Genomic DNA, 17394 nt, shown 5'->3' on the forward strand with positions numbered 1-17394 from the left:
GCAAAGGAGCAAAGTCATTAATACAACAAACTCTTCTATATTAATAATTAGTTTTGTATTTGGATTGGGCCTTCGTCATGGACTCGATTTAGATCATTTAGCAACTATTGATACAATTACTCGCACGGTCAGAGCTAATAATCAGTTATCTAAACGCGTAGGTTTCTTATTTTCCTTAGGACATGGATTAGTGGTAATTATCCTTAGCATGATAATCAATAATGGCTTTATACGCTCACAGTTTCCAGCATGGCTAGAACCGCTAGGTAGTTTTATATCCATATTTTTTTTACTACTCTTTGGGTTTCTAACCCTTCACAATATAGTACGACATGGGAAAAAATTTCACGCGCCGAGTAGCATTCGGACTTTTTTTATTCGTTATCTCAAACAATTTAATGCCTTTTGGATTATCCTAACTGGTGCTTTATTTGCTTTTTCCTTTGATACATTTAGTCAAATTACCTTATTTTCTCTTTCTATGTCTTCGAATAAACCTTGGGTTTTTTCAGCTTTGCTTGGCGTGGTTTTTATGTTAGGAATGATGGCAACAGATGGTTTAAATGGGCTTATTGTCTCCTCATTAATTCAGCGGGCTGATAAAGTTTCCTTTTTTATTTCAAAAGCCTTGGGATTTTTTATTGCTTGTTTTAGTCTGATATTAGGCGGACTAAGTCTCTCCACAGAGTTAAGCAAACTTGGCTAAAATTAAAAAGATGCCCTCTCATCACATTAAAGTTGAAGAGCGTAAGGACACTAGCTAAGGCGATAATTTATTTAAGCTAGAGAAAACTATGGAGTAGCAATTATAACTATATTAGCTCGATGGCAATCTTGCATAGCATTAACCTCCTTGTTTGCAATTTGCTTGCATTTTTTAATGGAAGCCTTCTCCCTTGGGAATGCTGATTTACCCTTGTTATTCATTATAATAATTGGCGGGATACCTTTATTTTTCCAAATTTTGTCTAAATTAATTAAAGGTAATTTAGGGGCAGATTCACTTGCAGCAATTGCCTTAGTAACGAGTGTTATTTTGCATGAATATTTAGCAGGAACTTTAATTATTCTCATGCTGGCTAGTGGCCAAACTTTGGAGACCTATGCCAGACGCAAAGCGGCTTCTGCGCTATTGGCATTGGCTGCACGCATGCCCTCAATTGCTCATCGACAAACAAATAATCATATTGAAGATATTCCCTTATCAACTATTCAAATAAAGGATCAAGTTGTTATTTACCCTCACGAAACCTGTCCTGTCGATGGCTTAGTTATTCATGGGCAAGGTACTATGGATGAATCTTATTTAACTGGGGAACCTTATCTAATCGCGAAAACCCCAGGTACTTATGTTTTATCAGGTGCTATCAATCGAGATTTTGCGCTTACGGTGCAAACCACTTCGCTTCCATCCGATTCGCGCTATGCAGCTATCGTAAAAGTGTTAGAAGAAGCAGAACAAAAGCGCCCCACCCTCAGACGGCTGGGCGATCAAATTGGCGCCATTTTTGCTCCTCTTGCTCTTTTTTTCGCTTTATTAGCTTGGTATATGACTGGGGATGCATTACGCTTTCTGGCTGTGATAGTCATTGCTACTCCTTGTCCTTTATTAATCGCAATTCCCATCGTCTTAATCAGTGCGGTTTCAAAAGCAGCTAAACAAGCCATTATTATTAAAGATCCAGCCATTTTAGAGCAATTACCCCTTTGTAAAACAGCTATTTTTGATAAAACAGGTACCCTTACTTATGGCAAACCCTCATTAACCGAAATAGTTGCAGTTGACGATTATCAAAAAGAAAAAATTTTACAGTACGTTGCAAGCCTAGAACAATACTCCAAGCACCCTCTTGCTTATGCGGTTCTTAATGAAGCAAAAAAACAGGGCATCAATCTGCTTCAGGTCACTAACCTATCGGAAAAACCTGGCTGCGGTTTACAAGGAACCATTAATAAGCATGCTATTTCCATCATCAGCAGAAAAAAACTTCTAGAGATGAGCCCTGCTGATAAAGCCTTGCTGCCACCTGTTTTACCTGGATTAGAATGTATTATTTTGATTGATCAGCGTTATGCTGCTGCACTCCATTTTAGAGATGCCCCTCGTTCTGATAGCAAACCGTTCATTAGCCATTTAGGTCCGTCTCATCAATTTAAAAAAGTGATGCTTGTATCAGGTGATCGCCAATCCGAGGTTGAATATTTAGCCACCTTACTCAATTTAACAGAAATTTATGCCTCTCAAAGCCCTGAGCAAAAACTTACTATTGTTCGCCAAGAGCGAAAAAAAGCACCCACTGTTTTTATGGGTGATGGAATAAATGATGCCCCCGCGTTAACAGCTGCAACTGTTGGCATAGCCTTTGGCCAACATAGTGCGATTACCTCAGAGGCAGCGGGAGCAATTATTATGGAAAGTACATTAAGCAAGGTAGATGAATTAATTCATTTAAGTATAAGTACCCGTCGAATTGCTGCACAAAGCGCTATTGGTGGGATGATTCTCAGTATTATTGGGATGGTTTTTGCTGCTGCCGGGTTTATTCCGCCAGTGGCCGGAGCCCTACTTCAGGAATTCATTGATATTATTGCAATTATTAATGCCTTAAGATTAGCAATAGGACAGAAAATTAAAATTGATTTACCTAAGTAGTTGATGGGAGTTCTGCGTTTGTGGAATTCAATACCAAAAATCCTTAAATGGATTAAACTTATATAAGAGCTTTTATTCATTTAATAGGAAGAGGTACCTCTAATACAAGGACTTTGATTATGTCTGAATATAATATTCGTCTTTTATGGGAACGCGAGTCAGATAATTTTAATTATCAAACCTATAATCGCAAGCACACAGTATTCTTCTATGGTGGACCCAAACTAGAAGTTAATACCTCGGCTCATTTTATACGCAACCCTCAATTTCATTGTCCTGAAGAATTACTCACGGCTTCTCTTTCAAGTTGTTTTCTACTTACTTTTCTCTCTTTGTGTGCAAAAAAAGGCTATGTGGTTGATAGCTATGCGGATCATGCCACTTGTTCCGTCGATGAAGTGCAACATGCCGTTTCACATATTTTTCTATCCCCAACAGTTTCGTTTAAAGACGAGAATAAACCAGACAAAAAAGCAGTAGAGCAACTTTTTGAAGCAACACATCATCGTTGCTTTATTGCTAATTCACTAAAGGCTAGTATTACAGTGACCTATAAAATTGTGGAAAAAAAATAATAAGAGCCCATCTTTGGATAAAAAATGCAAAAAGATCTGAGGGCATTATTATCACTTAAACCCTCTCAAGCTTTGCAAGAGTTAGGAAGCTCGCTTGAGGGACTTACTGCCACTGAGGCTTCAGAACGTCTTAAACTATATGGTGCAAACAAAATCATAATAGTGCCCTACCGCTCTCATTTTTGGCAAGCTATTTCGCATTCGACTAACCCTCTGGTGTTTATTTTAATCCTTGCCGCCCTTATTTCATTTTTTACGGGCAGTTCAATTAATGCCATGATTATCCTTGTTATTGTCGGTATTAGTATCGGTCTCGATTTTTTGCAAACTCATCGCTCTTTAGTTGCCGCTGAAAAATTGCAACAACATGTATCAATAAAAACAACCGTATTGCGAAACGGTAGCGAGCAAGATGTACCATGCAGTGAATTGGTACCTGGCGATGTTATTTATTTATCTTCTGGCGATATAGTTCCGGCTGATTGTTTATTGCTTCACACCAAAGACTTACATGTACAGCAAGCTGCCCTAACAGGGGAATCATTGCCGATAGAAAAGGAAGCCGCCGCCACCTTGAATGTTCCTAGCAGCCCTATAGAAGCAATCAATGCGATATTTTCAGGATCTTCTATTGTTAGCGGCTATGCAACAGCCTTAGTTTTAGTGACGGGGAAAGATACTTTTTTTGGACAAATTGCAGCTAGCATCTCTGTTTCTGCTCCACAAACCGAATTTGAAAAAGGGATTTTGCGCTTCAGTTTTTTTATTATGAAAACCGTTTTTTTCCTTATTTTCTTCGTATTTCTAGTTAATCTTTATCTAAAACATCCTCCACTGGAATCACTGTTGTTCTCAATTGCCCTAGCTGTGGGGCTTACTCCTGAATTTTTACCCATGATTACTACAGTGACTTTAACCGCAGGGGCTTTAAAAATGGCAAAGCAGAAAGTTATTGTTAAAAACTTAGCAGCCATTCAAAATTTTGGCAGTATGGACATCTTATGCTCTGACAAGACGGGAACCTTAACTCAAGGTGAAATGACTTTAGAAAAATACAGCGATATTTTTGGAAAAAAATCTGACTACGTTTTACTGCTAGCCTATTTGAGCAGCTTATTTAGTACTAACATAAAAAATCCCCTTGATACTGCCTTATTAAAAAAATCAGGCATTAATCCTCTCGATAGCGCAATTTTGCAACATGCTCATCCTGCTCAGCAGGGTTATATAAAAATTGATGAAATTCCCTTTGATTTTGAGCGAAAACGCTCCAGTATTGTCGTTGAGAAACAAGGATTGCATTTAATAATAACGAAAGGGGCGCCTGAAAATATTATTAAAATCTCTAAGAAATACAAAACGGATACCGAAGAAAAATTGCTTAGTGATGAGATAACAAAACATTATTTACAGCAGTTTCACAGCCTAAGTCGAAAAGGATATCGTGTATTAGCCATCGCTTATCGTTCAACAGCAATTAAACAAACCTATGGGGTAGATGACGAAAAAGATTTAACTTTGGCTGGTTTCTTAGCTTTTCTTGATCCACCATTAGAAGATGCCCGAGAAACAATAGACGAATTAAATCAGGCGGGCGTAAAAATTAAAATTTTAACGGGAGATAATGAATTAGTTACTCGCCATATTTGTGCAAAAGTTGGTCTCAAAACAAAAGGGCTTTTACTGGGCGGGCAAATAGAACAGATGTCTGATCTCGCTTTAGCAAAAGCGGCTGAAGAAACGGTCATTTTTGCACGGCTTTCACCGCATCAAAAGCAGCGTGTTGTGCATGTTCTTCGCACAAATGGCCATGTTGTAGGGTATTTAGGTGATGGGATTAATGATGCACCCTCGCTTTATAGTGCAGATATCGGAATTTCGGTTTCGGGAGCAGTTGATGTTGCCCGTGAAACGGCGAGTATTATTTTATTGGAGCATAACTTAAAAGTTTTGTTAAATGGGATTATGGAAGGGCGTAAATCGTTTGGTAATATCATGAAATACTTAATGATGGGCACAAGCTCCAATTTTGGGAACATGTTAAGCATGGCCTTGGCCTCTCCATTTCTTCCTTTTTTACCCATGAAACCGACTCAAATCCTGCTTAATAATCTTCTTTATGATATTTCTCAAATATCCATCCCTACCGATGAGGTCGATCCTAGTTTTATCAATAAACCCAAACATTGGAACATCGAAGTCATACGCAAATTTATGTTTTATATTGGCCCGATTAGCTCTATTTTTGACTTTATTACTTTTTCAGTTTTGCTGTATTATTTTAAAGCTTCTGAATCTTTCTTTCAGACAGGTTGGTTTGTAGAGTCTTTGGCAACACAAACTCTCGTCATTTTTATCATTCGCACAGTGGGATCACCGTTTAAAAATAAACCCAGTCTTCCCTTAATGATCACTGTATTTTCAGTATTAACTTTTAGCATACTATTGCCATTTAGCCCGCTCGCCAGTTATTTAAGATTTGTTCCCCTACCCTTTTCCTTTTTTATTTTCTTAATTGTTGCAACAACCTGCTATCTTTATCTTGTCGAAGTGATTAAAAATAAATTGATGAGTCAATGGTTGCAAGTGAAAAAAACTTAAGCGCAATTTCTTGCTTAATTAATCTCGCCTAAGCGTGACAATATGAGGCATAGCTCGTGCATAGGAAACTGCATAGGCCAAGGCTCCTTTTGATTCCGCATGAATGCGATAAAGAACGTCCCCTGGTTTAACCCAGGTTCCCAAAACAGCAAAAAACTCTATTCCTGAAGCAGCATCATGAGGCGCCCCAGCTAATTTAGCAACTTGTGCTAACTGCCTATTATGAATGTCAGAAACCTGTCCTTCATGAGTTGCAACGATATCATAAGTTAAAATGGCGCTTGGCGGTTCTTTAAATCCGCCCTGCTCTTCACAGATCGCTAAAAATTTTTTAAGTGCGGCCCCACTTTCCAAAAGTTGTTTTGCCAGATACTCACCTTTTCCTAATTGCGCTTTTTTCCCCATTTCCAAAATGGTACCTGCCAAGAGAATCGCCTTATTTTTTAACTCGGATAAACATACGTTTTGGTTATTTTGCAACACAGCCAAAATGTCTTTTGCTTCCAAGGCGGGCCCTATTCCCTTTCCTATTGGCTGCGTACCATTCGATTTTATGACAGTAAGCTCTATACCCATTGCTTTACCTACAATAGCAAAATATTCTTTAAGTTTTAAAAACGCTTGCTCCGAACGGATTTTTACTGTTGGACCAACTGGGACATCCAGCACTGCGTGAGTGATTCCCATTGCCACTTTCTTAGATAAAACGGAAGCGATCATTTGTCCTTCAGGATCAAGATCTAAAACCCGTTCGACGCGGATAAGCAAATCATCCGCAGGACTAATTCCTAGTGCCCCACCCCAAATTAAGCAGCCACCTTCCTTTTCAATAACCAGTCGTATCTTTTTTGGACTTAAGCTTATAGAGGTCATTGTTTCCATTGTATCAGCAGTACCAGAAGGTGAGGTTATAGCTCGTGATGAGGTTTTTGGGATAATTAAACCTGCTGCCGCAACAATAGATACGACAATCGGAGTTGTTCTATTGCCGGGGAGCCCACCTATACTGTGTTTGTCCACCACAATAGGATAACTCCAGGAAATTTGTTTTCCTGATTTGGCCATTGCTCGGGTTAAGTCAATTATCTCCTGTACCTTTAAATTATTCGCACAGGCAGTAACAAAGCTCGATAAATGAATATTTGAATATTTTCCAGCAACTATATCTTGAATAATTGCAAAAAATTCAGCGGCAGATAGTGAGTTGCCATGAATTTTTGAGCGTAAATATTGTAGGGAAGTGACTGGATATAGATGAGTCAAATTAACCGAATCACCAACTTTCACGCCTAATTCTTTCCAGGCACTTTCTGATAAACTGACTTCATCCTTTCTGAGAATATTGGAATTGATTACATTTAGGGTTGCAATAATGGAATGATGATTCGCAGTAACAATAATTTGAGTTAAAGATTCAAAGCCTTCCGATTTACAGATAAAGCAATCAGAATGCATAAATACCGTAAACTCCTGTTGCGTATCAATCCCTAATCTAACCAATCTTAAACCATAATTATTCGGCATTTTTAGCTCTGCTAAAGATTAAACAAGAAAATTTTTTGGCGATTAAAAGAGCCGGATCTCCTTTTGTTGCACTAAGAGAAAAACCCAACATATTTTTGTATATCTTGTCTCCTGCTTTGATAACAAGGAATGCTATAAGCATTCCGTAGCTTTATTTTGAACTCTTTAATATTGAAATTTCTTACCCTTTTCACTCCCTGTTGATAGGAGGTATACAAAGTGTACGGCTATTCGAGGCAGATCATCAAATTATTAGCAAAACTTGTTTTATTGGCTTGTTTTTCGTTTTTTTATTGTTCAACTATAATTATAAGTTAATAATCAAATTTACTATTGATGATAATTGGAGTTAAAGGATTAGCTCTCTTTCTTCCTTGCATAGATTGCATCGCTTAAAAAAGAACTAAATCCGTTCAATAATCTATGTGATTCACCAGGTACCTAGGTTTTCAAAAATAATTTTAGAATTTAAAAGGATGATTCTTAGTATGAAAACCCGTCATAGTGCCCAAAAGGCTGCTAAATCAGTATCAGAATTAGAAAGAGATAGGCAAGATGATTTGAAATCACTACCACTGCCAGAAGTAGAGAAAAAACTGGGGGTATCAAGAGAAGGTCTGAGCCAAGCAGAAGCAAAAAATCGGCTGCTCCAATATGGACCCAATGCAATTGAAGAAAAGACAATCAATCCAATCCTGAAATTGCTCGCTTATTTTTGGGGTCCTATTCCTTGGATGATCGAAGTAGCGATGATTCTATCCGGTGTAATCCAACATTGGGCGGACTTTTTCATCATTATGGTTTTGCTTGTTTCAAATGCTTTGGTTGGATTTTGGGAGGAACATGCAGCAGGGAACGCTATTGCTGCATTGAAGGCAAAATTAGCGAATAAAGCAAGGATAAAACGTGATGGAAAATGGATTAATTTACCAGCCAGTGAATTAGTTCCGGGGGATATCATTCTTATGCGCCTCGGCGATATTGTGCCAGCGGACGCGCGGCTGCTCGAGGGCGATCCCATCGAGGTGGATCAATCGACCTTGACCGGAGAGTCCTTGCCTATAGTGCGCAAATCTGGCGAAGCAGTATTTTCTGGCTCGATTATTCGACAAGGAGAAATCGAGGCATTAGTTTATGAGACCGGTGAGAATACTTATTTTGGTAAAACCGCGCAGTTGGTAGAAGAAGCACATACGGTCAGTCACTTTCAACAGGCAGTATTAAAGATCGGTAATTACTTAATTATTTTCGCATTGATTCTGGTAGGTATAATCATCGCTGTCGCAATGTATCGTGGCGATCGAGTTCTAACCACATTACAGTTTGCTTTAGTACTCACTGTTGCAGCAATTCCTGTAGCGATGCCGACCGTATTGTCAGTGACGATGGCAGTTGGTGCCCGACTTCTTGCTAAAAAAGAAGCCGTTGTGACTCGGCTAGCCGCGGTGGAGGAGTTAGCCGGAGTCGATGTGTTATGTGCTGATAAGACAGGAACCCTTACCCAAAACAAGCTTAGTTTAGGTGAACCATTTAGCGTAAATAATATAACTGCCGAATATTTAATACTAAATGCCGCACTGGCCTCGCGTGCGGATGATAGCGACACGATTGACCAAGCTGTTCTTGGAGGGTTGAAAAATACTGGAGAATTGAAGAATTACGAGATCGTTCATTTTAAACCGTTCGATCCGATAAGCAAACGCACTGAAGCGACCATTAACTCACTGAATGGAAAAGAATTTAAGGTTACTAAAGGAGCCCCTCAAGTCATCATGGCATTATCAGTTAATGCCGAACAAATCAAATCTGAAGTAGAGAAGGCAGTTAATGAGTTTGCTGCTCGCGGCTTTAGATCATTAGGTGTCGCTCGAGCTGAAAAAGAAGGACAATGGCAATTTCTTGGCGTGTTACCGCTGTTTGATCCCCCAAGAGAAGATGCTAAGGCGACTATTGCCACTGCAAACCAGATGGGGGTTAAAGTGAAGATGGTGACGGGTGATCAGTTAGCTATTGCTCAGGAAACAGCCAAAAAATTAGGGATGGGCACGAATATCTTCGATGCCAGTAGCTTAGGAGATTCGAAGACTCAAGAAACAACAGCGCTCATAGATTCTATTGAGAATGCCGATGGTTTCGCTCAGGTATTCCCCGAACATAAATTTCGTACCGTGACTATTTTGCAGAAGATAGGCCACATTGTCGGAATGACTGGTGATGGTGTAAATGATGCTCCAGCCCTGAAAAAAGCTGACTGTGGTATTGCTGTTTCAGATGCTACAGATGCAGCACGGGCAGCGGCATCGATTGTGTTGATGTCACCTGGTCTATCGGTCATCATTGACGCGATTAAAGAAAGCAGAAAAATTTTTCAGCGAATGAACAGCTATGCAATCTATCGTATTGCTGAGACGTTACGAGTTCTGTTGTTTATGGCGCTGGCTATCCTAATTTTTAATTTTTATCCAATAACAGCAGTGATGATTGTGATGCTGGCCTTGCTTAATGATGGCGCCATTCTATCCATTGCTTATGATAATGTTCGTTATAAAAATGAACCTGAGGCATGGAATATGCAACTGGTTCTCCGAATTGCCACGGTGCTCGGCATTATTGGACCTATCGCATCATTTGGTCTTTTTTTCCTAGGCGACCGTGTTTTTCACCTTGACAATGGCCATCTTCAATCCATGATGTATTTATTGCTCTCCGTAGCCGGACACTTGACCATTTTTCTTACACGTACGCGAGGCCCTTTCTGGTCTATACGACCTGCAAACATTTTGCTGTTTGCAGTAATCGGTACCCAAATCCTAGCAACGCTCATTGCAGTTTACGGATTTCTTATGCCAGCCCTTGGTTGGGGTTGGGCTGGATTCGTATGGGTATATGCGCTGACATGGGCACTGATAAGCGACCGAGTGAAACTGCTTGCCTATCGGATTATTGACCCCGCAAAAGCTTGAATATTGAAATTTGAATGAATAAAAGGATTACTATGATAATCAATCTGAAAAATAAACAGGGATTAGTAACTGGAATTGCAAATGAACACAGTATTGCCTACGGTTGTGCGGAGCAATTTGGTCTATCCAATGCTGAATTAGCAATAACTTTTCTTAATGCTAAAGCAGAACCTTATGTTCGTCCTTTAGCCCTGCAATTAAAATCTCCTATTATTCTTCCTTGTGATGTACGCAAAGAAGAGGAAATTATTGCATTATTCACTGCTATTGAAAAAACATGGGGAAAACTGGATTTCCTTCTACATTCCATGGCTTTCGCCCCTAAAACCGCCTTAGATGATAGACTGGTTGATTGTACAAAAGAGGGATTTTTGGAGGCAATGGATATATCCTGCCATTCCTTAATTCGACTGACACAATACGCCGCACCCTTGATGAAAAACGGCGGCAGCATCTTGACTATGAGTTATTATGGCAGCCAAAAAGTCGTACTCAATTACAATTTAATGGGTGTGGTCAAAGCAGCATTAGAAGCATCGGTTAGGTATCTAGCCTATGATTTAGGGCCCAGTAATATAAGAGTCAATGCGATTTCCCCAGGCCCTATCCAAACACGTGCCGCATCAGGTATTCCTAATTTTTATGAGTATATTAAAGCGGGGGTTGAGCGCTCCCCATTGCACCGCTTAGTTGATATTAAAAATGTCGGCAATTTAGCAGCATTTCTGGTAAGTGATGCTGCTATGGATATGACAGGACAGGTCTTTTATGTTGACTCAGGTTACTCCATTATGGGTTAAGGAGCATTAACATGTCTTTTATCGAAAATAAAACATTTGAAGAACTTAAAATAGCTGATTCAGCGCAGCTCAAACGCACACTCACCTCAAAAGACATTGAGCTTTTTTCCATCATGTCAGGTGATGTAAACCCTGCCCATGTGGATGCTGAATATGCCAAAGATGATATGTTTCACAAGATCATCGCCCAAGGCATGTGGGGTGCAGCGCTCATCTCAACAGTGCTCGGCACAGAACTTCCGGGTCCTGGGACCATTTATTTGGATCAAACGCTTCAATTTACTGCCCCTGTGGTACCAGGTGATACGGTCACTGTGACTGTCACTGTGACTGATAAGAATCCTAAAAATCATATCGTTAATTTGGAGTGCAGCTGTGTGAATCAACACGATAAAACAGTAATCAGAGGTATTGCCACTGTTATTGCCCCAACAATAAAAGTAAAAAGAGAACGCGTTGAATTACCGAAAGTTCTATTCAAGGAACCCAAGGGGGCATGGTACAACCATTTAATTCGATTAACAGAAGACTTTGCCCCTCTTAAAACGGCTATTGTTCATCCCGTCGATAAACTGGCCTTACAGGGGGCGATCGATGCGGCCAAAGAAAACATAATTATCCCTATTCTTGTGGGTCCAAAAGATAAAATTGTCGCTGCTGCGATTGCAGCCAATCTGGATATTTCTGCCTACGAAATTATTCCAACCAAACATAGTAATGAAGCGGCGGAGGCTGCGGTGCAACTTGCAAGAGAATGTAAAGTAGAAGCCCTAATGAAAGGAAAAATCCACACTGATGAATTGATGGGACCCATTATTGCTAAAGAAACAGGGTTGCTAACAGGACGCAGAATGAGTCATGTCTTTTATGTAGAAACTCCAAATTATTCCAAACCCTTATTTATCTCTGATGCCGCACTCAATATTCAGCCTAATTTACAAGAGAAAAAAGACATTACGCAGAATGCAATTGATTTGTTTCGGACTTTAGGTTTTGGCACTCCCAAAGTTGCCATCGTTTGCGCCATTGAAACGGTCAGTGAAAAAATGCAATCGACCCTTGATGCCGCCGCATTAAGCAAAATGGCTGAGCGGGACGAGATAAGGGGTGCTATTGTGGATGGTCCACTTGCATTTGATAACGCCATTTCTATTGAAGCAGCTCGTGAAAAAGGCATTAAATCGGATGTCGCAGGCGATGCAGACATTATCATTGTACCTGATATGGAATCAGGCAATATGCTCTATAAAGAAATGACTTACATGTCGGGTATGGAAGCAGCTGGCATAGTAATGGGAGCGAGAGTCCCCATTATTTTAACCAGCCGAGGAAGTGATGATATCTCGCGCAAAGCCTCTTGTGCACTGGCTTTAGCTTATGTACGCCATAAGGAAAAATTAATTGAACAAAGTTATCTTAGTGATTAATTCAGGCTCTTCAAGCATCAAATTTTCATTGTTTGCTTGTCAGCAAAAACTCAATTTACTTTACCATGGTGAAATTGAAGGTCTTTTTGCATCGCCTCATTTAACGATATTTAATACAAGCCATGCTCAAATTTTCAAAAAAAAGATTGCATCCCAAGGGCATGAGGCAGGTTTACGAACCTTTTTCGACTGGTTTGAACAACTATCCGATTCTATTAGTTTAACAGCAGCAGGGCATCGAGTAGTCCATGGAGGTAAGTATTTCTTTCACCCCACTTTAGTGACCGATGATACCATGAAAGCTATGGCTAGTTTGAATCCATTAGCGCCTTTGCATCAACCTCATAATCTGGAAGCCATCCGGATCATCAAAACGATTTACCCTAAATTACCCCAAATCGCATGCTTTGATACCACCTTCCATCGTTCTCAAGAAAAATTGGCGACCCTTTTTGCTATTCCAAGAAAGTTAACTGAGGAAGGAGTACTGCGTTATGGATTTCATGGAATTTCTTATGAATATATTACCTCAGTTATTACACAGCATATTGGCGAAACAGGAAATAAACGCGTCATAGTGGCTCATTTAGGTAATGGCGCGAGCATGTGTGCGATGTATCAACGTAAAAGTGTTGCCTCGTCGATGGGATTTACCGCCTTGGATGGATTGATGATGGGGACTCGTTGCGGACGTATTGATCCTGGGGTTCTTTTATATCTCATTCAAGAAAAGAATTATACCGTCAAAGAAATTGAACATTTACTTTATAAAGAGTCCGGTTTACTAGGCGTCTCAGGCATCAGCCATGATGTGCGTGAGCTGTTAGCAAACTCTGGTATCAATGCACAAGAAGCCATTGATTTATTTTGTTATCGAGCCGCACTCGAAGTAGGCTCTTTATCCGCCGCACTCAAAGGATGTGATGCCTTAGTATTTACTGCAGGGATTGGTGAAAATGCTGCAATTATCCGTAAAAAAATCTGCGAACATCTCATTTGGTTGGGCATTAAAATAAATGATAAGGCCAATGAAACGAATTCAGTAATTATTAGTGACAAGGATAGTAAAATTATGGTTAGCGTCATACCAACGAATGAAGAATATATGATTGCTCAACATACTTTGAGCATAATTGAAGCAAATTAAGGCGTTAGAGGAAATCCTGCAAAGCGGGTGTTGTTAGCTTTGGCAATATTTTTCTTAGCTCTAATGTTTGGAACACCCTTAGCAATACTTGTAAGCGTTCCTGGTGGGTATAGGTTGAATCATTGCTATTCAATCTGCTTTTAATTTTAATGATTCTGAGCCAACCCTTGCTAATTCTTCAACAAGAGCTAATTGATCTCGTTTTTTTGCTCATCTCAACCGTGAATCGGGCTCAATTCAAAAGGATTAATTTTTTTTTCAAATTTGTAAAATCAATTTCCTAGCCTAGATAATTGTTTATTTTTTGTGCTAATTGGTTATATAGCGTGCCATAGTGTCAAAGAATAAAGGAAGGTTGTCATGTGGAATCTATTAAAAGGCTTAAGAGGTAGAGTGAATGAACTGGAACAAACTCGAATCATAGTCCTGTCAAAATTCAATCAATAAAGAAATCACCAGCGTTATATCAAGCACTTGATCGGAGTTGGTTTCAACTTTTGCAATTTTCTGTAGCTTGTATTTCTTATCCGCTTTTGGGAGAAGACAAATGCCAAATGTAGCAGATTATATAGTAGATACCTTAGTTGAATTAGGCGTGGAGTACGTTTTTGGTATTCCTGGAGGAGCTATTGAACCCATGTTTAATGCATTGGGTCGTGCGCAAAATAAGTTAACCTTAGTAACAAGTATGCATGAATGTGCCGCAGGATATATGGCTCAGGGGTACCATTTAAGAACGGGCAAATTAGGGGTTTGTTGTGTTACAACGGGTCCGGGAGTCACCAATTTGGTGACCAGTGTTGCCAGTGCCAACGAGGACAATGTTCCCTTATTAATTATTTCACCGCAAATCCCTTTACCTTATTTTGAGCGTGGCGGATTGCAAGAGTCCTATACAAGGACCAATACTGTTGATTTGTTAAAATCGATTACTGCTTACAGTAATATAGTGATGCATCCCGAGCAAATTTTCCTTGTTTTACGTTCAGCTATATTACGGGCTTTTATCTCAAGAAAACCTGTTCACTTGAGTATCCCTTCTGATATTTTCAATGCAGAGTTGGTCTATGAATCTACTTCATTAGAGGAATTTTTACTGCCACAATATTCTATAGAACATCAATATCTATTACGCTTTAAAAAATTACTCTTAGAAGCAGAAAAAATAGTATTTCTTGTCGGTAGAGATTGTGCAGAAGCAGCAGAATACATTGACAAACTAGCGACTTATTTAGGCGCATATATTATCTCAACCCCCCAAGGAAAACTCTGTGTTAATGCACAAAATCCTAAATATTGTGGTGTTTTTGGTTTGGCAGGCCATGAGTCTGCTGTTGAATTATTAAAAGATACTACTATTGATTTATTAGTTTCTATTGGCACTAATCACGATGTTTTCTCTACAAATAATTGGTCAACCCACTTACTCCACCATAAGGCATTGATCAATATATCAGAACCTAGCGAAGTAGAATCTATCATTCGCTCTAAAAAAGCACGGTTACAATTACAAGGAAATATAAAGCTTATATTCCAAACGTTTTGCGAAGAATTTGCCGTAGAAGAATACAATGCAAATGGAAAAGCTGACTTACCGGTTACCAATGAATACCCTCTAACATACATGGATACAAAACATTTAAATGACGACTATCCCATCAAACCACAGCGGCTTTTTTACTTGGCAAATCAATTATTTTCCAAGGGGACTGTTTTTTTGAGTGATATAGGTAATAGCTTTGTCTGGGGAAGTCATTATATACAAACTCCACTACATTGTTATTATTCTTCTTATACTTTCGCACCAATGACTTGGGCAATTGGTACCTCAATTGGTATGGCGCTCGCTTCTCCTCAAAATGTTTATGTCGCATTCGTAGGCGATGGAGCTTTTTTAATGGATGGTTTCGAGATAGGCGTTGCTCAACGATATCATCTAAAAATTATTTTTATTATTTTGAATGATGGTGCGTACGGCATGGTCGCTCACGGCCAAAGATTGAACGAGGCTGAAAGGTTGGGCTGGGAGTTACCGCAGGTTAACTTTAAGACTATAGCAGAAAGTTTAGCAATAAAAGCCTATGAAATTTATTCAGCAGATGATTTAAAAAATCTTCCTATTTATTCAGCGGAAGAGTTAGATGGGCCGGTGTTACTAGATGTTCATATTGATAAAGAAGAAATCCCTCCCATGGGGGTGCGATTAATTAACTTAAATCAAAAAAAATAAATCACCGCTGCCTGCCAGGGAGCAGCAGGCAGCTTAATCCTTGCAAAAAAGAGTGAATAACCAGCAAAGTGCAGAGCAAATCAAAAAGCCGACGGCCAAAAAGGCAACGTTACGCAGAACAAGGATACTAATAAGGACTGCAAATACCGTAGCAACAATTGTTCTTATCGTATTAATTAACGCCGTTGCCGTTCCAGCGTCTTCTCTATAATCAGTCAAGGCGTACGATAACGCTGGAGGGCTTACTAAATTAAGTCCAAAACTGATAAAGAAGGTTAACGATAGTGTAAATAAGGTTAAGCCTCTCAAATAGAATAAATACAACATAGCTACAGAGCCAAAAATCATTAGAAAACTGCCTAAATTAAAATTCCAGGCTATAGAGTATTTTTTACGCAATTGAATTCCTGCTAAATTACTCGCAATTAAAACAAACCCATTTATTGCAAAAAGTAAGGAAAAAACAACGGGGGAGAAACTCATTTTTTCAATCATCAGATATGGGGCATTCAAAACCATTAATAGCATGCAGGTAAAAGTCGCAGTAATGATAATCGTTCCAATCCAAATGCGGCGGTGACTTACTACTTCCCCATATTTATCAAGAGCTGAGGAAGATACAGAATTACCCTTCTGTTGAACCCAATAAGGCGATTCATACAAAAAATAATTAGCGAGCAGCAGCAATAGGAAACCTATCAGCCCCATAAGTACAAATACAGCCCGCCAGCCATACTGGACATGAACTATAGAGCCCAAAAGAGGGGCAAAAATAGGTGAAATAGCAATGATAGTTAATAAATAAGATAGAAGTTTGGTGCGCTCGTTCTCATCCTCCAAATCTCGAGCAGAAGAAAAAGCAACGACGTTAGCGCAGCAAACACTAAAACCCTGTATTATTCGCCCTAACAGCAAAAGCTCAATATTTATAGAAAAAATGCATATAAGAGTGGCCAGCAAAAAAATCCAAAAACTTAGTGCCAAGCTTTTTTTTCGCCCATAGTAATCAATTAGCGGCCCCCAAATCAGTTGCGCTAAGCCGAAAGAAAAACAATATAGACTCAAGGTTAACTGGCTTATTGCATACCACGTATGAAAGTAGGTTGTGATGGTTGGCAATGAGGGTTGGAACAGATCAAAGGTTAAAAGAGAGAACGCGGCCAAAGCGCCGAGATAGAAAACAGAGGTCGTTTTATTGTGCATAGGCTACAGCAAAAATATATTCATTATTAAATGGTTAGCATAAAACCTGGCAGTTTTCAAATCTAAGATATTTTCGTCTCGCAGCAAGGCATATCAAAGCTACTTGATAAATGAGTGTAAGTTCCCCTCCCAAAGTAATTGCTAACTACCGTGAATCATGGAGTGCCAGTGAGGTTGATGGCAGCTTAATATTTGCAAGAGACTGTTTATGGTTCTTGCTTTATCAATAGCTTGTATGGCCAACAAATTAATTACACCGTACTTTTTTATC

11 protein-coding genes are annotated in these 17394 nt (G+C 39.3%); 9 read left to right on the forward strand and 2 right to left on the reverse strand.

The window, feature by feature from the left end:
• Positions 1-16: 16 nt before the first annotated feature.
• From Lnau_RS09745 to mgtA, 4 genes are all read left to right on the forward strand, one after another.
• Positions 17-706, forward strand: coding sequence for a HoxN/HupN/NixA family nickel/cobalt transporter (locus tag Lnau_RS09745; RefSeq protein ID WP_058504956.1), 690 nt, complete (start codon positions 17-19; stop codon positions 704-706).
• 174 nt (positions 707-880) lie between these two features.
• Complete coding sequence (locus tag Lnau_RS09750; RefSeq protein WP_083503815.1) at positions 881-2653, forward strand: heavy metal translocating P-type ATPase; 1773 nt, start codon at positions 881-883, stop codon at positions 2651-2653.
• Positions 2654-2772: 119 nt separating this feature from the next.
• The gene (locus Lnau_RS09755; protein ID WP_058504958.1) at positions 2773-3228 is read left to right on the forward strand and encodes an OsmC family protein; all 456 of its coding nucleotides are present in this window, start codon (positions 2773-2775) and stop codon (positions 3226-3228) included.
• Between the two features lie 24 nt (positions 3229-3252).
• Positions 3253-5829 carry a magnesium-translocating P-type ATPase gene (gene mgtA / locus Lnau_RS09760; RefSeq protein WP_058504959.1) on the forward strand — a complete coding sequence of 859 codons (2577 nt, stop codon included), beginning with the start codon at positions 3253-3255 and terminating at the stop codon, positions 5827-5829.
• A gap of 18 nt (positions 5830-5847) precedes the next feature.
• On the opposite strand, the gene Lnau_RS09765 is transcribed toward mgtA, so the two are convergent.
• Positions 5848-7353: a thymidine phosphorylase family protein gene (locus tag Lnau_RS09765; RefSeq protein ID WP_058504960.1), complete on the reverse strand. Its 1506-nt coding sequence runs from the start codon at positions 7351-7353 to the stop codon at positions 5848-5850.
• Between the two features lie 488 nt (positions 7354-7841).
• Here Lnau_RS09765 and Lnau_RS09770 point away from each other — a divergent pair, with 488 nt between their 5' ends.
• From Lnau_RS09770 to Lnau_RS09790, 5 genes are all read left to right on the forward strand, one after another.
• The gene (locus tag Lnau_RS09770; RefSeq protein WP_058504961.1) at positions 7842-10316 is read left to right on the forward strand and encodes a plasma-membrane proton-efflux P-type ATPase; all 2475 of its coding nucleotides are present in this window, start codon (positions 7842-7844) and stop codon (positions 10314-10316) included.
• Positions 10317-10348: 32 nt separating this feature from the next.
• Positions 10349-11116, forward strand: coding sequence for an enoyl-ACP reductase FabI (gene fabI, locus Lnau_RS09775; protein ID WP_083503816.1), 768 nt, complete (start codon positions 10349-10351; stop codon positions 11114-11116).
• 11 nt (positions 11117-11127) lie between these two features.
• Complete coding sequence (locus tag Lnau_RS09780) at positions 11128-12543, forward strand: bifunctional enoyl-CoA hydratase/phosphate acetyltransferase (protein ID WP_058504962.1); 1416 nt, start codon at positions 11128-11130, stop codon at positions 12541-12543.
• Entirely contained in the window at positions 12518-13690 is a 1173-nt protein-coding gene (locus Lnau_RS09785) for an acetate/propionate family kinase (RefSeq protein ID WP_058504963.1), read from the forward strand. The genes Lnau_RS09780 and Lnau_RS09785 overlap by 26 nt, the downstream gene beginning before the upstream one ends.
• 547 nt (positions 13691-14237) lie before the next feature.
• The gene (locus Lnau_RS09790) at positions 14238-15920 is read left to right on the forward strand and encodes a thiamine pyrophosphate-binding protein (protein ID WP_058504964.1); all 1683 of its coding nucleotides are present in this window, start codon (positions 14238-14240) and stop codon (positions 15918-15920) included.
• Positions 15921-15953: 33 nt separating this feature from the next.
• On the opposite strand, the gene Lnau_RS09795 is transcribed toward Lnau_RS09790, so the two are convergent.
• Positions 15954-17123, reverse strand: a complete 1170-nt coding sequence (locus tag Lnau_RS09795; protein WP_065240285.1) for a Bcr/CflA family efflux MFS transporter — start codon at positions 17121-17123, stop codon at positions 15954-15956.
• Positions 17124-17394: the final 271 nt, after the last annotated feature.

Origin of the sequence: Legionella nautarum (genome assembly GCF_001467895.1) — a bacterium.
GTDB lineage: Bacteria > Pseudomonadota > Gammaproteobacteria > Legionellales > Legionellaceae > Tatlockia > Tatlockia nautarum.